Source organism: Streptosporangium sp. NPDC000396 (assembly GCF_042898655.1).
Taxonomy (GTDB): domain Bacteria; phylum Actinomycetota; class Actinomycetes; order Streptosporangiales; family Streptosporangiaceae; genus Streptosporangium.
This window is the reverse complement of sequence record NZ_JBIAZA010000009.1, coordinates 280,158-302,483: the sequence shown is the minus strand read 5'-3', so window position 1 is coordinate 302,483 and position 22,326 is coordinate 280,158. Positions and strand designations below refer to the sequence as shown.

General features: G+C 70.5%; 14 protein-coding genes. 6 read left to right on the top strand and 8 right to left on the bottom strand.

The window, feature by feature from the left end; all coding sequences use genetic code 11:
* Positions 1-20: 20 nt before the first annotated feature.
* Positions 21-4,610 carry a ThuA domain-containing protein gene (locus ACFY2X_RS17320; RefSeq protein WP_389939173.1) on the top strand — a complete coding sequence of 1,530 codons (4,590 nt, stop codon included), beginning with the start codon at positions 21-23 and terminating at the stop codon, positions 4,608-4,610.
* A gap of 46 nt (positions 4,611-4,656) precedes the next feature.
* Here ACFY2X_RS17320 and ACFY2X_RS17315 read toward each other — a convergent pair whose 3' ends face one another.
* A complete protein-coding gene (locus tag ACFY2X_RS17315) occupies positions 4,657-5,808 on the bottom strand; it encodes a serine/threonine-protein kinase (RefSeq protein WP_389939171.1) in 1,152 nt (383 codons plus the stop codon).
* Between the two features lie 32 nt (positions 5,809-5,840).
* The gene (locus ACFY2X_RS17310; RefSeq protein ID WP_389939169.1) at positions 5,841-7,619 is read right to left on the bottom strand and encodes a hypothetical protein; all 1,779 of its coding nucleotides are present in this window, start codon (positions 7,617-7,619) and stop codon (positions 5,841-5,843) included.
* A 180-nt stretch (positions 7,620-7,799) separates the two neighbouring features.
* On the opposite strand from ACFY2X_RS17310, the gene ACFY2X_RS17305 reads away from it, so the two are divergent.
* Positions 7,800-8,714 carry an SDR family oxidoreductase gene (locus tag ACFY2X_RS17305; RefSeq protein WP_389939167.1) on the top strand — a complete coding sequence of 305 codons (915 nt, stop codon included), beginning with the start codon at positions 7,800-7,802 and terminating at the stop codon, positions 8,712-8,714.
* Between the two features lie 103 nt (positions 8,715-8,817).
* Here ACFY2X_RS17305 and ACFY2X_RS17300 read toward each other — a convergent pair whose 3' ends face one another.
* Both ACFY2X_RS17300 and ACFY2X_RS17295 read right to left on the bottom strand, forming a co-directional pair.
* Positions 8,818-9,771, bottom strand: coding sequence for a helix-turn-helix transcriptional regulator (locus tag ACFY2X_RS17300; protein ID WP_389939165.1), 954 nt, complete (start codon positions 9,769-9,771; stop codon positions 8,818-8,820).
* 96 nt (positions 9,772-9,867) lie between these two features.
* Positions 9,868-11,475 (bottom strand): CocE/NonD family hydrolase, encoded by a 1,608-nt coding sequence (locus ACFY2X_RS17295; RefSeq protein WP_389939163.1) that lies wholly within the window; start codon positions 11,473-11,475, stop codon positions 9,868-9,870.
* Between the two features lie 381 nt (positions 11,476-11,856).
* Here ACFY2X_RS17295 and ACFY2X_RS17290 point away from each other — a divergent pair, with 381 nt between their 5' ends.
* The 3 genes from ACFY2X_RS17290 (at position 11,857) to thyX (ending at position 16,145) form a co-directional block, all read left to right on the top strand.
* Positions 11,857-13,998: an anthranilate synthase component I gene (locus ACFY2X_RS17290; RefSeq protein WP_389939161.1), complete on the top strand. Its 2,142-nt coding sequence runs from the start codon at positions 11,857-11,859 to the stop codon at positions 13,996-13,998.
* Between the two features lie 102 nt (positions 13,999-14,100).
* A complete protein-coding gene (locus tag ACFY2X_RS17285) occupies positions 14,101-15,261 on the top strand; it encodes an amidohydrolase family protein (protein ID WP_389939159.1) in 1,161 nt (386 codons plus the stop codon).
* A 158-nt stretch (positions 15,262-15,419) separates the two neighbouring features.
* Positions 15,420-16,145: an FAD-dependent thymidylate synthase gene (gene thyX / locus ACFY2X_RS17280; protein WP_389939157.1), complete on the top strand. Its 726-nt coding sequence runs from the start codon at positions 15,420-15,422 to the stop codon at positions 16,143-16,145.
* Between the two features lie 151 nt (positions 16,146-16,296).
* On the opposite strand, the gene ACFY2X_RS17275 is transcribed toward thyX, so the two are convergent.
* Together ACFY2X_RS17275 and ACFY2X_RS17270 are read right to left on the bottom strand one after the other, a co-directional pair.
* Positions 16,297-17,565 carry an MFS transporter gene (locus ACFY2X_RS17275; RefSeq protein WP_389939155.1) on the bottom strand — a complete coding sequence of 423 codons (1,269 nt, stop codon included), beginning with the start codon at positions 17,563-17,565 and terminating at the stop codon, positions 16,297-16,299.
* A gap of 244 nt (positions 17,566-17,809) precedes the next feature.
* A complete protein-coding gene (locus ACFY2X_RS17270; RefSeq protein WP_389939153.1) occupies positions 17,810-18,598 on the bottom strand; it encodes an MBL fold metallo-hydrolase in 789 nt (262 codons plus the stop codon).
* An 87-nt stretch (positions 18,599-18,685) separates the two neighbouring features.
* Here ACFY2X_RS17270 and ACFY2X_RS17265 point away from each other — a divergent pair, with 87 nt between their 5' ends.
* The gene (locus ACFY2X_RS17265) at positions 18,686-19,285 is read left to right on the top strand and encodes a CGNR zinc finger domain-containing protein (RefSeq protein WP_389939151.1); all 600 of its coding nucleotides are present in this window, start codon (positions 18,686-18,688) and stop codon (positions 19,283-19,285) included.
* 357 nt (positions 19,286-19,642) lie between these two features.
* Here the strand turns inward: ACFY2X_RS17265 and ACFY2X_RS17260 are convergent, their stop codons facing one another.
* Together ACFY2X_RS17260 and ACFY2X_RS17255 are read right to left on the bottom strand one after the other, a co-directional pair.
* A complete protein-coding gene (locus ACFY2X_RS17260; RefSeq protein WP_389939149.1) occupies positions 19,643-20,884 on the bottom strand; it encodes a M64 family metallopeptidase in 1,242 nt (413 codons plus the stop codon).
* Between the two features lie 247 nt (positions 20,885-21,131).
* Positions 21,132-22,211, bottom strand: a complete 1,080-nt coding sequence (locus ACFY2X_RS17255; protein ID WP_389939147.1) for a WD40/YVTN/BNR-like repeat-containing protein — start codon at positions 22,209-22,211, stop codon at positions 21,132-21,134.
* Between the last annotated feature and the right edge of the window lie 115 nt (positions 22,212-22,326).

Here is a 22,326-nt window from a genome sequence, read left to right as displayed (position 1 = left end):
GTCACCCCCGGAGATTCGACATGCGTCGATTTCTTGCTGCCCTCATCCTTCCGATCCTGCTGTTATCGATGGGAACAGGTACGGCTCGCGCCGCCGCGCGCCACCACACCTTCCGCGCACTGCTGTTCACCAAGGCCGTGGGGTACGTCCACGGCTCGATCCCGGCCGGCATCCAGATGATCAAGGATCTGGCCGCCGCCAACGAGTTCGAGGTCGTCCAGACCGCCGACTCCGCCGCGTTCAACGACGCCAACCTGGCCACTTTCGACGTTCTGATCATGCTGCAGAACTCCGGCATGGTCTGGGAGAACGACGGCCAGCGCCAGGCCCTGCAGAAATACGTCCGCTCCGGCAAGGGCGTCGTGGGCATCCACAACACCCTCGACATGGGGATCGAGAGCGACTTCCCCTGGTGGGACGACCTGATCAACGGCGGCGCCCACATGCCCGCCCACTCGCCGGGCGTGCTGCAGGGGACGGCCAAGGTCGCCGACCGCGTCCACCCCTCCACCAGGGGCCTTCCGTACCGGTGGCAGCGGGCCGAGGAGTGGTACAACTTCTCGCCCAACCCCCGCGGCAACGTGCACGTCCTGGTTACGGCGGACGAGACCACCTACGATCCCGGGTCCTCGGCCATGGGAGCCGACCACCCGATCTCCTGGTGCCGCAACGCCGAGGGCGGCAAGATCTGGGCGACGGCCATGGGCCACGACACCCCTGCCTACAGCGAGCCGCTCTTCCGCGAGCACGTGCTCGGCGGCATCGAGTGGGCCGCCGGTGAGGAGCCGGGCGACTGCGGCGGCACGGTGAACAGCAGCTTCGAGAAGATCACGCTCGACGACAACACCGCCGACCCGATGGAGCTGGACGTGGCCGCCGACGGCCGGGTCTTCTACATCCAGCGCAAGGGCGAAATCAAGATCTACAAGCCCGACACCCACAGCACGGTCACCGCGGCCACCCTCAACGTCTACACCGGCGGTGAGGACGGCCTGGTCGGCATGGAGCTCGACCCGAAGTTCGCCGAGAACCACTGGATCTACGTCTACTGGTCGCCCGAGAGCAGTGCGGAGGACGTCAACCGGCTCTCCCGGTTCACGGTGAGCGGCGACACCATCGACCCGGCCAGCGAGAAGAAGATCCTGGAGGTGCCCGCCTACCGGGCCAGGACCTACCCCGAGCCGGGCCACACCGGCGGCGCGGTGGAGTTCGGTCCTGACGGCACCCTGTATCTGAGCACCGGAGACGACACCCCGCCGAACCTCTCACCCGACTGGCAGGGGTACGCGCCGCTCGACTGGCGGCCGGGCCAGCAGATGCTCGACGCCGCCCGCACCTCGGGCAACACCAACGACCTGCGCGGCAAGATCCTGCGGATCAAGCCGAAGGCCGACGGCGGCTACGACATCCCCCAGGGCAACCTGTTCCCGTCCGGCACCGCCAAGACCAGGCCCGAGATCTACGCCATGGGCTTCCGCAACCCGTTCAGGTTCACCGTGGACTCCAAGACCGGGTACGTGCACGTGGCCGACTACGGCCCCGACCGCGGCGGCCCGACGACCAACCGGGGTCCCGAAGGGCTCGTGGAGTACAACGTCATCAAGCAGGCCGGCAACTTCGGCTGGCCGTTCTGCCACGGTGACAACCAGCCCTACGCGCCCTACAACCCCGACACCAAGGTGGTCGGGCCCAAGTTCGACTGCGCCCACCCGGTCAACGACTCGCCCAACAACACCGGGCTGACCGAGCTGCCGCCGATCCAGCTGCCCGTCATGTGGTACGGCTACGGCACCTCGCCGGTCTTCCCCGAGCTCGGCTCCGGCGGCTCGGCCCCGATGAGCGGCCCGGTCTACCGCCACGACGCGGACAGCGCCTCCCCGACGAAGTTCCCCGCCTACTTCGACGGGGTGAACTTCTTCTACGAATGGTCGCGCCACTACATCAAGGAGATCCACCTCGACGGCGACGACAAGGTTCTGAAGATCAACAGCTTCCTGCCGAACCAGCAGTTCGCCAAGCCGATGGACCTGACGTTCGGCCGCGACGGCTCGCTGTACCTGCTGGAGTGGGGCAGCTCGTTCGGCGGCGGCAACAACGACTCGGGCCTGTACCGCATCGACTACTCCGCGGGCGCCCGGGCGCCGGTCGCCAAGATCACCGCCTCCCGCGCCGACGGGCCCGCGCCCCTCACCGTCGCCTTCGACAGCGCCGGCAGCTACGACCCCGACGGCGACCCGATCGACTTCGCCTGGGACTTCGACGGGGACGGCACCTTCGACTCCACCGAGGCCAAGGTCTCGCACGTGTACCCCGCCCAGGGGCGGTTCACCGCCCAGCTCAGGGTGAGGGACACCACGGGCAGGGAGGGCTTCGCCAACGTGCTGGTGACCGCGGGCAACACCGCCCCCACGATCACCATCGAGACGCCGCTGAACGGAAGCCTGATCGAGTTCGGCCAGAACGTGCCGTACAAGGTCAAGGTCACCGACCCCGAGGACGGCACGATCGACTGCTCGAAGGTGTTCGTGACCCCGGCGCTCGGGCACGACGACCACGAGCACGAGACCGTCGAGATCCCCGGCTGCGAGGGCACGATCCCGACGAGCGACATCGGCGGCCACCCCGCCGGCGCCAACCTCTACTACGTCATCAACGCGCACTACACCGACAAGGGTCCCAACCCGCTCACCGGGTACGCCAAGGCGATCCTGCAGCCCAGGCGGAAGCAGGCCGAGTACTTCACGGCGATGTCGGGCGTCCGGATCATCGACGAGCCCGGCGCGGAGAGCGGCAAGCGCATCGGCGACGTCAGCAACAACGACTGGATCGCCTTCACCCCGATGGACCTCACCGGAGCCACCGCCGTCAGCTACCGCCTGTCCAGCCCGTACGGCGGAGGCTCGGTCGAGCTGCACGCCGACTCGCCCACCGGCACGCTGCTGGCCACCACCCCCGTTCCCAACACGGGAGGCTGGAACAACTACCAGATGACCGCGTCGGTTCCGGTGAAGTCCGACGTCCGGACCAGGACGCTCTACGTCGTGTTCAAGAACAGCCAGGACAACGCCTTCGACCTGGACGCCGTCCAGTTCGCCGGAGAGGACCAGGGCGGTCTCAAGGCGGGCACCTACACGGTCACCGCCCAGCACAGCGGCAAGAACGTCACCCCGAAGGACGCCTCGACGGCCGACGACGCCCTGATGGTGCAGATGGGCGCGACACAGGGCGCGGAGCAGAAGTGGGAGGCCGTCCCGCTCACGGGCGGCGGTTACCAGTTCAAGAACCTCAAGAGCGGCAAATGCCTGGACGTGCCGGGCGGCTCGACCAGTCCGGGCACCCAGCTCGTGCAGTGGACCTGCCACACCGCCTCGGCGCCCGACCTGGTCAACCAGCGGTTCTCCGCCGTCGCGACCGGTGAGGCCTACAAGGTCACGTCGGCGGCGAGCGGCCTGTGCGTCGACGTGAGCGGCGTCTCCCAGGCCGACGGCGCCGCGGTGATCCAGTGGAACTGCGTCAACGCCGACAACCAGAAGTTCAGGTTCACGCCGGTCGCCGGCGCGGACAAGACGCCGCCGGTGACCACGGCCAAGGCGGGCCGGCCGAACGGCAAGGACGGCTGGTACACCTCCGGCCCGGTCGAGGTCACGCTGACCGCCGTCGATGACGCCTCCGACGTGGCCGCCACCGAATGGCGCCTCGACGGCGGCGCCTGGACCCCCTACACCGAGGCGATCCTGGTCAGCGGCGACGGGACGCGAGGGCTTGAGTACCGCTCCCGCGACGGGGCGGGCAACGTGGAGGAGGCGCGCCCGCTCACCCTGAAGATCGACACCACGGTGCCGCAGACGACCGCGTCGTTCGCCGCGCCCAACGACGCGGGCTGGAACAACGGCGACGTGCCGGTGCTCCTGTCGGCGAAGGACACGGCCTCGGGCGTCGCCCGCATCGAATACTCCCTCGACCAGGGAGAGTGGAAGGCCTACACGGGCGAGCCCGTGGTGGTCGGCGGGGACGGCACCCACGAGGTGCGCTACCGGGCCCTCGACGTCGCGGGCACGACCGAACCGGAGAAGGCCGCCGTCCTGAAGATCGACGGCACCCGCCCGACCCTGATGGTCTCCGGCGTCTCCGACGGAGAGGTGTACGGCGACGCTCAGGACCTGCGCGTCACCTGGCAGGCCGTGGACGGCACCTCGGGTGTGAAGGGCACCTCGGGCACGCTCGACGGTGTCTCGCTCGTGCCCGACTCGGTGCTGCCGCTGTTCGCCCAGACCCTGGCCGCCCACGCGGTAACGGTCACGGCCGGCGACAACGCGGGCAACACGATGACGACGAACGTCCGGTTCGCCGTCACGACCTCGATGCGGGACATGCAGAACCTCATCGACAGATTCCGCGCCGCAGCCTGGCTGTCCCAGGCCGCGCACGACACCCTGACCAGGGAGCTGACCGGCGCCCGCAAGGCGGAGGCGGCGGGCAAGGACGCCAAGGCCCTGCGTCACCTGGCGGCCTTCAAGAAACTGGTGGCCGACCAGGGGCTGGTGCCGCGGGCCGACGTGCGCCAGGTGCTCACCCGTGACGCCGACAAGGTGATCGGGACGATCGGCTGAGGACACGGCTCGCGCCCCCGGTCACGCCGGGGGCGCGAGCCGGTTCCTACGGCCTCTTGGCGAACGTCCAGCGGATCCCCGCGCTGTGGATGGCCAGGGTCAGCGGGTGATGGGGGCCGTGGACGCGGGTGTAGAGCTCCGCGAGCCTGTCGTACTCGCGGATGGCCCCCGTCACGTCGCCCGACAGCCCGATGAGCTCGGCCCGCTCCACCTGGACCTCCAGAGTGAGGGGGGCGTCCGGGCCGGGGGAGACGGTCAGTTGCTGGATTCGCGCGTCGGCGGTGCGCAGCCGCTCGATGAAGCCCGGGTCGACGTACGGGCCGGCGGCCTCCGGGGCGCCGGAGCCGCGGGTGCCGTCGTCGACCTGGGTCGTGGGAGGGTGGATGAGCCTGGAGAGCTGCTCGATCACCTCCCGGGCGTGGCCGGGACGCTCGGCCCGCGACTTGGCGAGCAGGCGGATGACGAGCCGGTTCAGCACGTCGGGAATGCCGGGGCGGCTTTGCGCCGGTGGGACGGGAGGCGTGTGAAGATGCTTGTCCCGAAGGTGCGTCCAGTCCGTGTAGGGCCCCGCGAACCCGAACGGCGGCTGCCCGGTGAGCATCTGGTGGAGAACGCATCCGAGCGCGTACAGGTCGCTCAGATGGTCGCCCGGGTGCTCGTGCCACCTCTCGGGGGCCAGATAGGCGTAGGAGCCGGTGGGACGGCGATCCTCGGACAGGACGGTGAACGTCGAGTCCGTGAACCGGGCGATGCCGAAGTCGACGAGCGTCACGTCTCCCCCGGGGGAGACCATGATGTTGGCCGGCTTGATGTCACGATGGAAGACGCCCTCCTCGTGAGCGTGGGCGAGCCCCTCGCAGATCTGCCTGGTCCAGTGCAGGACCCGCTCCAGCCGGGGCAGAGGTTCGTGGTGCAGCACCTCCTGCAGTGAGTCACCGTCGATCCACCCCATGATGAGGTAGGGGTCACCGTCATGGTCGGCGGTGTCGTGGAGGGCGGCCACCCGCTCGCTGGGCGACAGCAGGCGCAGCGCCCGGATCTCCCGCCGGTACCGCTTCGTGGCACCCACGCCGAGCAGCTTGGCCGCGACGTGGCCGCCGGTCTCCAGGTCACGCGCCTGCCACAGCTCCGCCTGCCCTCCCTTTCCCGCCTTGCGGACAAGCTCGTATCTGCCGCCCAGCACCGTGCCGGCCCTCATGGATGACTCCCTTCCCGTCGTGATATGGCTGGTCAGCGGTGCTTGTCCGAGCGGAGGTCCGCCAGGCACTCCTCAAGTTCGCGCAGCCCGGTGACCGTGGCGGTGTTCCATCTCTCCAGCAGGGTGGCGCTCTCCGCGACCGCCTCGCGCAGGCTGTCTCGCGCCCGGCGCTTGTCGCTCTCCACCTTCGAGCGGATCCGCTCCCGCTCCCGCGGCACCCGGCTGAGCTCCGGCAGCGCCCAGACGACGCCGAGGAGGCCGAAGAGCAGGAGCATCCAGGCGCCCGATCCGCCGGCGGCGAGGAAGGAGACGACGACGGCGAGCAGCCCGACACCTCCGAAGCCGAGCCGGACGGTGTCGTACCGCACCTGTTCGGCCGTCCTCTCGATGTGCTCGCAGAGGTCCTCGGCCAGCCGGTCGGCCTGGTTCCCGCCGGATGCCTCCGCTGCCTCCGCGTCGATCTCGCGGCGCCAATCCGGCCACCGTACCTGCACCCGGACCGGCCGATGCTCGGCCGCCCGCGCCGTGACGGACTGACCCGCGGCGATGATCCAGCCGCCGGCGTAGGCGAGCGCGAGACGCTGGGCCCGCTCGCCGACCCCGCACTCCTCGGGGGCGAACGCGGCACGGGTCAGCAGGGTCGGCAGGTCCACGGTGTCGGAGAAGGGGTCGTCCAGCTCGGAGATCGCCTGCGCGGCCCTTCTGTCGCCGCCGCTCTCGATCACGAGCTGCGCCTGGCGCATCGGCCGGAGGTATCTCAGCTCGTCGGGTCCGGGGTGCTCGATGAGCGCCTCGATCGCCTGGCGGATGTGGTTGTGCTCGGGGCGGGGCACGCTCTCGGCGGCGAAGCGGTCGCGGAAGTGCGTGGCCACGGTTCCGCACGCGGTGGCCTGCCTCCAGTCTTCCTCGATGCGCGCCCACTGTCCCTTGGCCAGCCGCCGGAGCTGGAGGTAGTCCCCGCTGGGCAGCGGGGTGTGGTACTTGAGGAGCTGCTCGCGGCACGCGTCACGCTGGGAGCCGTAGACAGGGCTCGCGCCACCTGTCGCGCAGCCGATCTCCTGTGCCCATATGCTCAGCCTCTCCTTGGCGTAGGTGAGGGCCTTCTCGCCGAGCTCCTCCTCCGCCAGGGCGTTGAGCACATGGAAGAACTCGCCGCCGAGTGCCTGGGGGTTGAGGGACTCCAGGTAGCGGCTCATGCTCCGGGCGGCCGGCTCCTCGTCTCCGCGCAGGGAGTACACGAGGGCGAGGAACAGCGTGCTCCGGCGCCTGTCCGCGGCGGTCGCCAGTCGCCACGCCTGGTTGCGCAGCTCCTCGTCCTCCATCAGCTCCGCGGCGACGGCGACCACGGCCGAACCGAGCCAGTACTCCCCGTTGTTGAGCATCTGCGCGCTGACCACCTGCCGCACCGTCTCCGGGATCAGCGTGCGGTCACGGATCGCGGCGGCGATGAGCTCCGTGATCAGGCTTCTGGCGAGCCGGCGCGCGTGGTTCCGGTGGGCGAACTCCTCCTTCATCGCGGCCGTCAGCCGTTGCAACTCGGCCCGGGCCTCGGCCGCGGCGGCGTTGAGCTCCACCCGCGTGCGCAACTCGTCCAGGGACCGGGCGACGGCATTGAGCTCCTCGGCCAGGAGCTCCTGGCTCTTCTCGACCCGCGCGACCTGCTTGCCGAGTTCCTCGGCGGACCTCGTCATCGACTTCAGCTTGTTCAGGACGCTGGTGTTGTGTTGCGCCCAGCTCAGGGTCAGTGGCTCCATGGAGGACTTCACGGTCCGTTCGACGGCCTCCGTGAGGTCATTCCTGTCGGGGGTCAACGCACTCTCCTGGTCACCGTTGGGATACGACCGCATACACCTATGACGCTTGACGCTATTAAAAAGACGATCAAAGAAAAACATGACGGGAGGCGTCTTGCTTGCGGTCGGCGCCACCTTGTGCGACCGCCGCAGAAAACATGACATGGGATGTCCTGTTTTCTTGCCAGCATCGCTTTCATGAACGAGACGCTGAAGGGAAAGGTCGCCCTGGTCGCCGGGGCGACGAGAGGAACGGGACGGGCGATCGCGGTGGCGCTGGGCGAGGCGGGAGCCACGGTCTACTGCACCGGCAGGACCACGCGGGAGCGGCGCTCGGAGATGAACCGCTCCGAGACCATCGAGGAGACGGCCGAGCTGGTGACGCGGGCGGGTGGAGAGGGCATCGCGGTCCGGGTCGACCACCTGGAGTCCGCGCAGGTGCGCGGGCTGGTGGAGCGGATCGACCGCGAACGGGGAAGGCTCGACCTCCTCGTCAACGACATCTGGGGCGGCGAGATGCTCGCGGCGTGGGACACCCCGCTCTGGGAGCACCCGCTGGACGACGGCCTGCGCCTGCTCCGGCTGGCGATCGACACCCATCTCATCACCAGCCACCACGCCCTTCCCCTGCTGATCAGGAACCCCGGGGGCCTGGTCGTCGAGGTGACCGACGGCACCGCGGAGTACAACGCCGCCAACTACCGGGTCTCCTTCTTCTACGACCTGGCCAAGGTCTCGGTGAACCGCCTGGCGTTCTCCCAGGCCCACGAGCTGCGCCCGTACGGCTGCGCCGCGGTCTCGCTGACACCCGGCTGGCTGCGCTCGGAGATGATGCTCGAGCACTTCGGCGTCACCGAGGAGAACTGGCGCGACGCCACCGCCGTCCAGCCGCACTTCGTGATCTCGGAGTCGCCCGCCTACACCGGCCGCGCGGTCGTCGCGCTGGCGGCCGACGAGGACCGGGGCCGGTGGTCGGGCCAGTCGCTCTCCAGCGGGCAGCTCGCCCAGGTCTACGGTTTCACCGACGTCGACGGCAGCAGGCCGGACGCCTGGCGCTACCTCGTGGAGGTCCAGGACAGGGGCATGCCCGCCGACGCGACCGGATACCGGTGATCACCGGACCGGGCCGCACGCGGTGGACGGTCACCGACCGGTCGCGCATCGGCCGGGCGACGGCGCCGAACCGGGCGCACGCGGGGGATGGGGGCGAGCGGCGTCAGGCCCGGCCGTACAGGGCGCGCAGCCTCGCCGCCGCCTCGGCCAGGGCCTCGCGCAGCTCGGGCGGGTCGATGACCTCGGCCTCCGGGCCGAACCGGATCATCTGGCCGTAGGCGACCTCCAGGGACTCGACGGGCAAGGACACCGTGACCCAGCCTTGCCCGTCGGGCTCCCCGGCGGAGGCCCTCGCGTCGCCGAGGGCCGCAGGGTCGGCGAAGACGGGAAGCCGGCGATAGCCGGCGGGGCTGAGCCGTACGGTCACGCGCATCCTGAGCAGGGAACGGGCGAACTCGGCGGAGCGCTCGCCCCAGAACGCGGCCAGATCGAAGTCCCGGTCCCGCTCGAAACGCCGGTCGGAGTGGATCTCGACCTCGGCGAAGCGGTCCACCCGGTAGATCGCGAAGCGGGTCGCCAGATACCAGACACCGGCCTTGAGCACGAGCCCGTACGGTTCCAGGGTCCGTTCGGCCCCCCGGTAGAGCGCGGTGACCGGACGGTCGTCCCATACGGCCCTGGCCAGCGGTGCCAGAGCCTCCGGCGGGGGCTTCTCGCTCGCGAACCAGCCGGGCGCGTCGAGGTGGAAGCGCTGCGCGGCGGTCGCGGGAGCGTCGCGCATGCCGGGTGAGAGCGCGGCCGAGGCCTTCAGCCGGGCCGTGGCCGCCACCTCGCCCAGCCCCATCTCCCGCAGGGCCTCCGGCACGCCGGACAGGAACAGCGCCTCGGCCTCGGCGCGGTCCAGCCCCGTCAGACGGGTGCGGTATCCGTCCAGCAATCGGTAACCTCCGCCCCGGCCGCGGTCGGCGTAGACCGGCACCCCGGCCTCGGACAGGGCCAGCACGTCCCGGTGGACGGTCCGCTCGGAGACCTCCAGCTCCCGCGCGAGCTCCGCGGCGGTCATGCCTCCCCGTGCCTGGAGCAGCAGCACCAATGACATCAACCTGGCCGCGCGCACCCACCGACCCTAACCCGCCGGGCGCCTTCCCCTCACCGGGCGCCCACGGCGTGACGTCCCGGCCTTCCGGGACGGCGGGAAGGCGCGGGGAGGACGTCAGCCGGACACGAGCGGCAGCACGATCGCGGAGGGGTGGTCCGGGTCGTGGAAGACCTCGTTGTCGGCCGCGACCATCGTCCTGCCGGTGCCGAGCGGTTCACCGGTGCCGAGGTTGCGGGCGATGCGCGGGTAGGCGCCGCCGGCGACGTGGACGCGGATCCGATGGCCGCGGCGGAAGCGATGGCCGATCGGCCACAGGTCCACCTGGACGCGGCGGATCCCGTCGGGGCCGGCCGGGGGAGCGCCGGGGGCCAGGCGGCGCACGCCCTCGCACACGTTGTAGGACGCGCCCGTCGGATGAACGTCGCAGACCCGGACCACCACGTCGGTGTGCTCGGTGCTGGAGCGGACGTACAGGTCGGCGGAGACCGGGCCGATCATCTCCGTGTCCTGACGGAACTCGGGGCCGGTGTAGACGAGCACGTCGCGCCGGGCCTCCAGGCGGCGGTTGTCGCGCGGCTCGGAGTTGCCCAGCAGGACCGGCCCGCCCAGCACGGGGGTCGGGTGCGAGGGGTCGTAGCGGTAGCGGTCGGGGACGCCCTCCCGGGGGTTGTCCGGCGCGAGCGCGAAGCCCGGCTGCAGGTGCCAGCGCTGCTGCCGCATGCCCGGCACCGGCCAGTCGGGGTAGTCGCGCCACTCGCCCGCGCCGGTGACGTACAGCTTGACCGGCAGCTCCCGCACCCCCGAAGGGTCGCCGAGCAGATGCGCCCTGAACCAGGCCAGCGCGTCGGCGTTGGCCGCCCGGCCCTGCCGAACGTCCGCGTGATACCACGGGCCGATCGTCAGGTACGGCCGCCGCCCCGCGGCCCGCATCTCCGTGTAGTCCTTGACCTGCCACGGCAGGAACACGTCGTACCAGCCGCCGACCATGGTGACCGCCGCCTCCACCTCGCCCACCGAGGCCGAGAAGTCACGCCTGCCCCAGTAGGCGGTGGGGTCGGCGTGATGGGCCAGCAGATCCTGGAAGAACGGCATGCCCCTGCCCGCGGACAGGACGTCCAACTCGCCGAGCGGGCGGCCCGACAGCGCCGCGCGGCGGGTTCTGCGCGGCGCCAGCAGCGCACCGGCCCCGCCGAAGGGGCCGTCGATCGAGGCGGTCAGCGTGGTCCAGATCAGTGAGGACTCCAGCGCGAACGCTCCGCCCACGTAGGCGGCGTCCCGGAACTGGGAGGCGGTCACCGAGGTGGCCATGGCCTTCAGGTCGGGGCCGGCGAACGGGGCGATCGCCCACTGGGTGTAGCCCAGGTACGAGGGCCCGTGCATCGCCAGGCTGCCGCCGTACCAGGGCTGCCTCCGTAACCAGGCCAGCGTGGCCAGCCCGTCCTCGTGCTCGTCGACGAGCGGGTCGAGCAGGCCGCCGGAGCCGAAGCCGCCCCGGCAGCTCTGCAGGACGACCTGGAAGCCCTGCCGCGCGAACGCCCGGCCGTAGGCCAGCCCGAACACGCCGCGCCTGCCGTACGGCGAGCGGACCAGGATCGTGGGCGGCCGATCGGCGCCGACCGGCGCGTATCGGTCGGCGAGGAGGGTCACCCCGTCCGGCATCGGGACCGGAAGGTCACGCTGGATCGTCACTCGATGGGTGGTCCGTGGCCGTGTCATCGTCATGCGCTCTCCTCGCGCCGCCGCCTCCGTGTTCGCGCCGCTTACTACTTACTGGTAACAGAACATGGCTCTCCATGGCCAGGGGTCACGGGTGTGACGCCCCTCATTGTCGCCGAGCCGGTCCCGGGGACCGCCGGAACCCGGCCGTCCGCTCCGGCGACCCGGCCGACACGCCGCACGACCGGGCGGATGACATTGCATGATCACGGCTGCCACCGGTAGTCTGTGCAGCATGCGATACCTCGACACCCTTCAGTGGTGGCGCCGCTTCTAGGCGGCGCGGGTTTCGCATTTGCGAGTAGACAGACGGCCGCCCGGAGAGGTGGCCTTCTCTGTGTCCGCCCCCCTCTGGGCATCAGGAATTACAAAAGGGGCGAGGCTGCAGTGGAGACGAGTGGATATACCACCGCCGGTGGCGTCGAGGTTGAGGTAACGGCCTCCGACGTGCCCGAGACGGTGCTTGAGGACGTCGTCACGACGCTCGGCGAGCGCCGGGGAGGCGTGCTCTCCTCCGGGATGGAGTATCCCGGCCGCTACAGCCGATGGCACCTGGCCTATGTCGACCCGTGCCTGGAGATCGTGGCCAGGGGCCGCAGGATCGCCGCCCGCGCCCTGAACGCGCGGGGCAGGGTCGTGCTGCCCGCCGTCACGTCCTGCCTGCTCGCCGCCGGCAAGCTCACCGAGGAGCCGACCGCCGACCACGTCGAGGTCTACGTCGCCGAGTCCGAGGACATCCTCCCCGAGGAGATGCGCAGCCGCCGTCCCACGGTCTTCAGCGCGATCCGCGAGGTCATCGCGGCGTTCAAGGGCGAGGACGGGCACCTGGGGCTCTACGGCTCCTTCGGATACGACCTGGCCTTCCAGTTCGAGCCGATCCGGCAGGTCCTCACTCGGGCCGACGACCAGCGCGATCTCGTGCTGCACCTGCCCGACCGGGTCATGGTGATCGACCGAAAGCGGGAGACCAGCAAGGAATACCGCTACGAGTTCACCGTGGACGGCGTCTCCACCCGCGGCCTGGCCCGCGAGGGGGAGACCATCCCGCTGCCCGCCGCCCCGGCGGAGATCCCAGCCAACCCCGAGCGGGGCACCTACGCCAAGGTCGTCGCCGCGGCCAAGGAGAGGTTCGCCCGGGGCGACCTGTTCGAGGTCGTCCCCGGCCAGGTCTTCCACGCCCCCTGCACCGACCCGGCCGCCTTCTACCGGACCCTGCGCAAGGTCAACCCCGCGCCGTACGAGTTCCTGTTCAACCTCGGCGAGGGCGAGCACCTGGTCGGCGCCTCCCCGGAGATGTACGTCCGGGTCAACGGCGACCGGGTCGAGACCTGCCCGATCTCCGGCACCATCGCCCGCGGCAGCAACCCGATCGAGGACGCCGAGGCGATCCGTACCCTCCTGACCAGCGTGAAGGAGGAGTCGGAGCTGACCATGTGCACCGATGTGGACCGCAACGACAAGTCCCGCATCTGCGTGCCGGGCACCGTTCAGGTCATCGGGCGGCGCCAGATCGAGATGTACTCCCGGCTGATCCACACCGTCGACCACATCGAGGGCCGCCTGCGGCCGGAGTTCGACGCGCTGGACGCCTTCCTCACCCACATGTGGGCCGTCACCGTCACCGGCGCCCCCAAGACCTGGGCGATGCAGTTCATCGAGGACCACGAGGCCACCACCAGGCGCTGGTACGGCGGAGCGGTCGGATACATCGGCTTCGACGGCTCGATGAACACCGGCCTGACCCTGCGCACCGCGCAGATCCGCAACGGCGTCGCCACCGTCAGGGCGGGAGCCACGCTGCTGTTCGACTCCAACCCGGACGCCGAGGAGCGGGAGACCGAGCTCAAGGCCAGTGCCCTGCTCGGTGCCCTCGCGGCGGTCGGCGCCGCCCGGGAAGACCGGGAAACGCCGAAGCAGGCCGGTGACAAGCCCGGCGAGGGCATGAAGGTGCTGCTCGTGGACCACGAGGACTCCTTCGTCAACACCCTGGCCGACTACTTCCGCCAGCAGGGCGCCGAGGTGATCACGCTCCGGCACGGTTTCCCGGTGAAGATGATCGACGAGATCGCGCCGTCGCTCGTGGTGCTGTCCCCCGGGCCCGGCTGGCCGTCGGACTTCGGCCTGTCCGAGCTGGTCGGGGCGCTGTACGAACGCGACCTTCCGGTGTTCGGCGTCTGCCTCGGGCTGCAGGGCATGGTCGAGCAGGCGGGCGGCACGCTCGAACTGCTGACCTACCCCGAGCACGGCAAGCGCGGCCAGGTGAAGCGGCTGGGTGACAGCGTGCTGCTGGAGGGGCTCCCCGAGGAGTTCACCGCCGCCCGCTACCACTCGCTTCACGCCAAGCAGCCGGGGGTGGCCGGCTTCACCGTCACCGCCCTGACCCCCGACGGCGCGGTGATGGCGATCGAGGACGTGGCCAGGCGGCGCTTCGCCGTGCAGTTCCACCCCGAGTCGATCCTCACCGCCGAGGGCGGGGCCGGAGCCAAGATCATCTCCAACGTTCTCAGGCGCTGCCGTACCTCTGCGTAAAGACACGCGAGATCACACTCCGTGGTCGTAGAGTGCTCCCTGGTGTGAAATCGCGGGCGGACCGGCCAGGCCGGTCCGCCCGTAGCCGTGGGAGGAGCCGGCATGAGACCGCAGGACGCGCTGCCTGTCGAGCTGCCCGACGTGGTGCGGGAGGCCCTGCTCGCTCCGCTGGTCGACCATCACTGCCACGGGGTGCGCCGGGACGACCTGACCCGCGCCCGGTTCGAGATGATGATCACCGAGGCCGGCACCCCGGCGCCCCCCGGGACCACCCATTTCGACACTCCCGTCGGCGCCGCGGTCCGCCGCTGGTGCGCGCCCGTTCTCGACCTGGACCCGCACGTGCCGCCGGCCGTCTACCTGGCCCGCCGGGCCGACCTCGGCGCGGCCGAGGTGAACCGGCGGCTGCTGCGCGCGGCCGGGATCGTGGCCTTCCTGGTCGACACCGGTCCCAACGGGCCGGAGCTGCTGTCGGCGGCCGAGATGGGCCGCCTGGGCGGCGCGGCGGCCGATGAGATCATCCGGATCGAGCAGGTCGAGCAGGACGTCGTCCAGGCCGCCACCTCCGGGGTCTCCTACATCTCCCTTCTCGACGAGTGCCTCGCCGCCAAGGCCGCCCGCGCCGTCGGCTTCAAATCGATCATCGCCTACCGGCACGGTCTGGACTTCGACCCCGCCAGGCCGAGCCGGGGGTCGGTGATCGCGGCGGCCAACCGGCGCCTGGCCGACCCCGGCGAGCGGCTCACCGATCCGCTGCTGCTGCGCCACATGCTCTGGGCGGCCGTGGACGTGGCCAGGGAGCGCGGCCTGCCGCTGCAGTTCCACACCGGCTACGGCGACCCCGATCTGGACCTGCACCGGGCCGACCCGGCGCTCATGACGGGCTTCATCCGGGCGCTGCAGCCGATCGGCGTGCCCGTCATCCTGCTGCACTGCTACCCGTTCCATCGCCAGGCGGCCTATCTCGCCAACGTCTTCCCGCACGTCTATGTGGACGTCGGTCTCGTGCTGACCTACACCGCCGCCGGATCGGCCGCGGTCATGGGGGAGCTGCTGGAGCTCGTCCCCTTCCACAAGCAGCTGTTCAGCTCCGACTGCTACGGGGTGGCCGAGACCTGTCACCTGGGTGCCCTGTACTACCGGCGGGGCCTGGCCAGGGCGCTGGCCGTACGGCTGGCCGCCGACGAGTGGAGCGCCTCGGACGCGGCACGGGTGGCCCATATGATCGGCTCCGGCAATGCCCGCCGGGTCTACCGGCTGTAGGCCGCCCTCCCCGCGCAGGATCGGGCACCGTCACCGGCCGCCCGGGATCGAGCGGTGTGAAACGGCCGGCGGTGTCCGGCCATGGCCGGACACCGCCGTGAAAGGTCGGCGCTAGGCTTGCCTACGCCCGAATCCCCGACACCGGAAGGTCTATGCCCATGGACGACAGTCAGCCGCGCTTTCTCAACGACGTCACCGTTGAGCTGGTCAAGCACAGCGCCTCGGACTCCGATGTGCTCTGGGCGGCGCGGGTGTCGACCGCGGGGGAGCAGTCCCTGGAGGAGATCCACAAGGACCCCGAGCGGTCCAAGGGGTTGATCAACTTCCTGATGCGCGACCGGCACGGCAGCCCGTTCGAGCACAACTCGATGACCTTCTTCGTCAGCGCCCCGATCTTCGTCTTCCGCGAGTTCCACCGCCACAGGGCCGGCTGGTCGTACAACGAGGAGAGCGGGCGGTATCGCGAGCTCCAGCCCAACTTCTACATCCCGGGCGCGGAGCGGAAGCTGGTCCAGGAGGGGCGTCCGGGCAAATACGTCTTCGTCGAGGGCAGCGAGGAGCAACACAAGATCACGGCCGAGGCGATGGAGGCGGCCTACCGGCAGTCCTACGCCGCCTACCAGGAGATGCTGGAGGCCGGGATCGCCCGTGAGGTGGCCAGAGCCGTGCTGCCGGTCGGGTTGTTCTCCTCGATGTACGCCACGTGCAACGCCCGCTCGCTGATGCACTTCCTCTCTCTGCGCACCAAGAACGAGCAGGCCAGGGTGCCGTCGTTCCCCCAGCGTGAGATCGAGATGGTGGCCGAGAAGATGGAGGCCGCCTGGGCGGAGCTCATGCCGCTCACCCACGCCGCCTTCGTCGCGAACGGCCGGGTCGCGCCCTAGCAGTGCGTTGTCAGGTCAGTCACAACAGGCCGGCCTGACAAAGCACTACCGGCCCGCGCGACCGGCGGTGGCGTGCACCGAAGCCGTGCTGAAGGAGGCGGGCCGGGGCCGGCACTCATCGGCCGTGCACTGCGGCGACGACCGTCGGCATTCATCGGCCGCGCGCTGCGGCGACGACCGCCGGCACGATGGCCAGTGCCAGGATGCCGCCGCCGATGGCCAGGAGAGGGTAGCCGGCGGCGGCGACGACGAGGCCCGAGGCCATGCCGCCAGTGGCGCCTGCGATGGCGATGGAGACATCGACCAGGCCCTGGGTTCTGGCGCGGGTGGCCAGCGGGACGGCATCGGTGATGATCGCGGTGCCGGTGACGAGACCGAGGTTCCAGCCCAGACCCAGCAGCGCGAGGGCCACCGCGAACAGGGCGACGGAGTCGCCGGGGGCGTTGGCGGCGACGATTCCGGCGGTCAGCAGGGCCAGCGCGGAGGCGGCGGCGATCGTGAGGTGGCCGTAGCGGTCGACGAGCCAGCCGGTCAGGGGCGAGGGCAGGTACATCGCGCCGATGTGGATGGCGATGACGAGGCCGGAGGCGGCGGTGCCGTGGCCGTGATCGTGCATGTGGACGGGCGTCATCGTCATGATCGCGACCATGACCAGCTGGGTGAGCACCATGACCAGCGCGCCCACCAGCACGCCGGAGCGGCGGCTTTCGGCCGCCCGGCGCGGCCGGCCGTCGGCATCGCCCGGTTGCGCGTACGCTGCGGCGGTGCGTTCGGTCTCCAGGGCGCGGGCCAGCAGCAGCGGGTCGGGGCGCAGCCAGATGGCCAGGACCAGGGCGGCTATCGCGTAGGCGGCGCCGGCGAGAAGGAACGGCCCGGCCAGGTGGGGGATGCCGAGGGTGTGAGCGAGGTCGCCGGTGGGTGCGGCGAGGTTGGGGCCGACCACGCCGCCCAGGGTGGTGGCGACCAGCACGGTGGACACGGCGCGGGCGTGGTGCGCGGGGGCCGCCAGGTCGGCTCCGGCGTAGCGGGCCTGCAGGTTGGTGGCCGTGCCGGCGCCGTAGACGAACATCGCGATGAACAGCAGGACGGAGCTGCCGGCGACGGCGGCGGCGATGACGCCCGCGCTGCCGACGGCACCGGCCAGGTATCCGGCGGCAAGGCCGAGGCGGCGGCCGCGCGCTTGGGAGATGCGCCCGACGGCGATGGCCGCCAGCGCGGAACCGGCGGTGGACAGGGCACTGAGCAGACCGGCAAGGCTGGTGGAGCCGAGCATGTCCTGCGCGAGCAGGGCACCGGTGGTCACGCCGGCCGCCAGTCCGGCGCCGCTGAGGACCTGAGCGGCGATCAAGACGATCAGGATGCGGCGCTGTGCCTGAAAGCGCGGGAGATACTCGATCCGGGCAGGCACGGTAGTCGTCACGAGAGAGTTCTTTCGATAGGCGTGACCCGGCCGGGCGGCGCACTGACGCGGTTCCGACAGGTGAGGTCGACGAGAGACGAAGGGGCGGCCTGACGGAGAGCACCCCACGGGCCGGCGAGCTTATGGATGGAGCCGAATTCGGAAGGCGTGCGGGCGCCGCTGTGGCAGGCCGAGCCGGTGGCGGCCGCGAGCCGACCGGCCCTGCCAAGGCATCGGTCGGCGCCCGGCCTGCCCGGCAGCGCGGTCAGCCCCGGTTACCCAGGTCCAGGCGGTCAACCAGCCCGGCGTCGGTGAAAGCGGCTATCAGTTCGTCACGGCCCTCGGTGAAGTGCGCCCAGCTGTCGTAATGGACGGGAACCACCTGGCGGGCGCCGAGGATCTTGGCAGCTGCGGCGGCCTGCGCGCTGTCGAGGACGATCAGCGCGCCGTTGAAGAGGATGGGGAAGCGGGGAGCCCCGACGAAGAGGATGGCGGTGTCCACCGGGCCGAAGCGTTCGGCGATCTGCTTGACCAGGTCGAGCGAGGCGTTGTCGCCGCTGACGTAGACCGTGGGCAGGCCCTCCCCGGTCAGGACGAATCCGACGACTTGGCCGGTGATCGGTTCGACCTCCTCGCGCGCGCCGGGCCCGTGGATGGCGGGCACGCCCGTGACAGTGATCGTGCCGCCGCCGGGGCGGTCCAGCTCGATCGACTCCCAGTCGGCCAGCCCCTTGGCCCCGTTCCCCAGGCGCTGCCCGCCCCCGGGCGTGGTGAGGGTGAGCGGAACGTCGGCGAGCAGTGCTCGGCCGGAGTTGTCGAGGTTGTCGGGGTGCTCATCGTGGGAGAGCAGGACCACGTCGATACGGCCGAGGCCGGCCGGTGTGGCGGAGGAGGGCGCCGTCTTGGTCAGCCGGCCGCCCGGCACCAGGTAGTCGCCGGGAGCGTCGAAGGTCGGGTCGGTCAAGAATCGCAGGCCACCGTATTCGAAAAGGGCGGTCGGGCCGCCGAAGACGCGGACGGGGATCTGCTCAGTGGTCGTACTGGTACCAGCCATCAAAAAACCTCACGGATGGGAATCGGTTTATCCGTGAAGGACGGTAGCGGTGTCTCATGGATGAATGCAAGCCGTACCATGAGAGCCATGAGTGAGCCCATGACCGCCGAGTCTGTGTTGCCGCCCGCGCCGGGGGCGGAGGAGTACCTCGCCCTCGACTTCGTCAACAGCGCCATCGCGCTGCCCGGAGGGCAGTTCATCGATCTCCTCGGCACCCCTGAGGTGACGAATCAGTGGCTCACCGAACACGGCCTCGCTCCGGCCGATGCCGGAGTGCAGGAGATGTGCACGACGCAGCTGCGCTCGCTGCGCGAACACATCAGGGCATTGTTCGCCGCCCGTGTCGCCGGGCTGCCCGCCTTGCCCGCGGCTCTGTCCGCCGTCAATGACGCGCTGAGCAGGGCCCCCACGGCCGCCCTGCTGCACTGGGACGAGAAGAACGGCCCCTACCGCGCGACGCCGTGCCCCACCAACGAGATCCTCGACCGCGCTCTCGCGACCCTTGCCGCCAACACGGCCGACCTCCTCACCGGCCCCGACGCCGACCGCCTCACCACCTGCGGCTCCACCCCCTGCAATCGCTACCTGTTGCGCCATGGCCGCCGCCACTGGTGCTCCACCCGCTGCGGCGACCGCGCCCGCGCCGCCCGCGCCTACGCCCGACGAACCCAGCCGAAGGCAGACTGACGAACCCCCGCACCCCGGGCCGGCTGCCGGAGCGGCTGTCTGTTCCGCGCTGCCCGGACGAGCGGTACGCCTCGATCGGTATCCGCAATGGTGGGCGCAGCCACGACTACGACTTCGACCTGATCGACGATACGACGGGCGACGACGGCGCCGAGCGGGTGGCGCCGCTACTGGCCGTACAACTCGCAGGCGAGCACCGCGCCGCGAGCCGCAGGACGGGCCCGTCGCCGCCACGGTGTCCATTCGGCGACGACATCCCGTGTCTCCCTGAGACACGTCGACCCTGCCGCCCGCGCCGGAAGCCCGGCGCGGGCGGCAGGGATGTGATGCTGCGGATCCGGGGGCGGAGGCCGGTCGTTACCGGACTCGCCAGGTCACCGTCTGGGACAGATACGTGCCCTGATAGGCGGGGTCGCGCACGTCCGCCGTCAGGTCGCTCACGGTCACCGAGATCCGGTCGCCGGACGCGAGGGCGCTGGGCACGGTCACCGACGTCAGGCCGTTCCACGCCGTGTTCTGGGTGCCGTTGACATACCACTTGATCGACAGCGGGCTGAGCGGCAGCGTGGTGATCGTCAGCGTGCTGCCGCGGGCGACGCGGCTCGCGGTGGAGGTGTGGGAGTCCAGGGGCTTGGCGACGGCGTAGAAGGACTGGATCATCTTCTCTTTCGAGACCACGTTGAACTGGCGCTGGAGAGAGCGCATCATCGAGTTCTCGCTGGGCCGGTAGATGCCGCGGTCATAGTAGTGGGCGCCCTCGAAGGTGCCGACGACGCCGCCGTCGGGAGTCGCGGCGCCCAGCCAGCGGTACCACTTCCTCTGCTGCGCCTGCATCTGGGCGGCCGTCTTGATGGAGACGTTGACCGCTGTCGGCTCCGGGCCGGTGTAGCTGGTGGTGTAACCGCCGTACTCGTCGGCCAGATCGCCCAGCGAGTGGCCGAGTTCGTGCGGGAAGATCTCCGGGCCCAGGCTGTGGCCACCGGAGAAGGTGACCAGTTCGTCGTCGGTGTAGCCGGCTCCGCCGTACTTGGTGGTGTTGGCGACGACGGCGATCTGGTCGGCGTCGGGCGCCAGTGCGGCGTAATCCTTGGCCGCGTTCACATCAACGCAGATCAGCCGCTCCGTGCCGTCGCACCAGAAATAGGTGCCGAGTGGCGTGTCCTTCACCACGTCGCTGGTGGGGTCGCCGCTGACGCCGGAGACGGGGGAGGTGATGTCGACTCGCCAGACATTGAACATCTTGCGGTAATTCGTGAACGGCTCGTAGGAGATCAGTTTCGCCCACGAGGTGGCGACCTGGTTGGCGTAACCGCCGAGTTCGCCGGAGGTGTAGCCGTCGCCGAGGTAGACGATGTCGATGCGGTTCTCGCTCGGTCCATTGATCTCGACAGGCGTGACGGTGACGGCGGCGGCCGCGAGGGCCTTGCGGGCGGAGGTCTTGGCCACGTGGGCATGCCCGGCCGGCCCCCGCTCAGTGAAGACCTCGACCTTCGCGGTCTCGGGGTCGGCCTTCGTGGTCTCGGGGCCGGCGTGGGCCGGAAGGGGCGCGAGTGACAGCAGCGCCGCGGCGATGGCGGCCGCCAGGGGGAGGGGGCGCATGGGGGGTCCTTTCGTGATATTTCACGAGATGCGCCCGATGGTGGCACTGAGGGCGATCAACGTCGATACCCGTCGCGCCGCCCCTCCTGACATCAGCACAGGTGAAGGGCACCCATCTCACCAGAGTTATGGAAGATGGGATGGCCCTCACCGGGTGGCCGTGACATTGCCCTCACGGCCACGTCGTCCGGCGGCCGGGCAGATCGGCCGGCCTCCGCAGGGGTGCGGACGCCGCATCGGCTACCGGTCAGAGCGGGGCGGCGCGCACGACCAGCACGTCCGGCAGGTGCCGGGCGACGGGGAACCAGCTCTCCCCGTCGTCGCGGGAGCCGTACACCTCGCCGTCGCGGGTGCCGAAGAAGATGCCCGAGGGTGAGGTGTGCATCGCGTCGCGCAGGACGGAGGTGTAGACCGGGCCCTCGGGCAGCCCCGCGGTCAGGGCCTGCCACGACTCGCCCGCGTCGTCGCTGCGGAAGACCCGGCAGCGGTGATCGACGGGCGTGCGGTCCTGGTCGGCCTGGAGCGGGAAGACATACAGCGTGTCGGCCCGGTCGGGATGCACGGTCAGCGGGAAGCCGAAGTCGGAGGGGAGCGAGTCGCCGATGGAGGTCCACGAATCGCCGAAGTCGTCGCTGCGGTAGACGCCGAAGTGGTGCTGGAGGAAGAGCCGTTCGGGCCGGGACGGATGCATGGCCACCTTGTGCACGCACTGCCCGAACTCCGGATACTGCGACCCCTCGGGGAGGAACGGGGCGCGGATCCCCCGGTTGGCGGCCTCCCAGGAGGCGCCGCCGTCGCTGCTGCGATAGACGCCGCCGGTGGAGACCGCGACCGCCATGGTCTTCGGGTCGCTCGGGTGAGGCAGCACGGTGTGCAGGCAGAGGCCGCCGCCACCGGGGTGCCACTGGTCCCGGTGCGGATGGTTCCACAACCCCTCCACCAGGGAGAAGGTGGCGCCGCCGTCTTCGGAGCGGAACAGCGCCCCCGGTTCGACTCCCGCCCAGACCACGTCCGGCTCGGACGGCGAGGGCTGGAGCTGCCAGACGCGTGCGAGCGCCGTTCCGGTGTCCTCGGGGAAGGCGATCGGCGCCCTGCCCGCCTCCTGCCAGGTCTCGCCGAGATCGTCCGACCACATCACGGACGGGCCGAAGTGGCCGTATTCGATCCCGGCGAGGATGCGAGGCACCGGGCCGCGGGTGTCGATCGCCACCGAGTGCACCCCGATGGTGGAGAAGCGGACCGGCTCGACCTCGAAGGGGCCGCCGTCGGAGGAGCGGGCCAGGAACAGGCCTTTACGGGTGCCGACCGCGAGAAGTGCGTCGCGCATGACATTTCCTTCCGAATGCGTTCGCGTGTTCGAATGCATTCCCATGGTGCCACCGTACGGCCTGCCTGCCTGGGATTTCGTGATTCTCCTCGTGCGATGAGCACCGGTGGCCGAT

Excerpts from the sequence above, each read along its gene's own strand:
- ACFY2X_RS17320 (WP_389939173.1), top strand. The coding sequence starts at position 21 with ATGCGTCGATTTCTTGCTGCCCTCATCCTTCCGATCCTGCTGTTATCG.
- thyX (WP_389939157.1), top strand. The coding sequence starts at position 15,420 with ATGGACGACAGTCAGCCGCGCTTTCTCAACGACGTCACCGTTGAGCTG.
- ACFY2X_RS17295 (WP_389939163.1), bottom strand. The coding sequence starts at position 11,475 with ATGACGATGACACGGCCACGGACCACCCATCGAGTGACGATCCAGCGT.
- ACFY2X_RS17285 (WP_389939159.1), top strand. The coding sequence starts at position 14,101 with ATGAGACCGCAGGACGCGCTGCCTGTCGAGCTGCCCGACGTGGTGCGG.
- ACFY2X_RS17260 (WP_389939149.1), bottom strand. The coding sequence starts at position 20,884 with ATGCGCCCCCTCCCCCTGGCGGCCGCCATCGCCGCGGCGCTGCTGTCA.
- ACFY2X_RS17255 (WP_389939147.1), bottom strand. The coding sequence starts at position 22,211 with ATGCGCGACGCACTTCTCGCGGTCGGCACCCGTAAAGGCCTGTTCCTG.
- ACFY2X_RS17265 (WP_389939151.1), top strand. The coding sequence starts at position 18,686 with ATGAGTGAGCCCATGACCGCCGAGTCTGTGTTGCCGCCCGCGCCGGGG.
- ACFY2X_RS17270 (WP_389939153.1), bottom strand. The coding sequence starts at position 18,598 with ATGGCTGGTACCAGTACGACCACTGAGCAGATCCCCGTCCGCGTCTTC.
- ACFY2X_RS17305 (WP_389939167.1), top strand. The coding sequence starts at position 7,800 with ATGAACGAGACGCTGAAGGGAAAGGTCGCCCTGGTCGCCGGGGCGACG.
- ACFY2X_RS17315 (WP_389939171.1), bottom strand. The coding sequence starts at position 5,808 with ATGAGGGCCGGCACGGTGCTGGGCGGCAGATACGAGCTTGTCCGCAAG.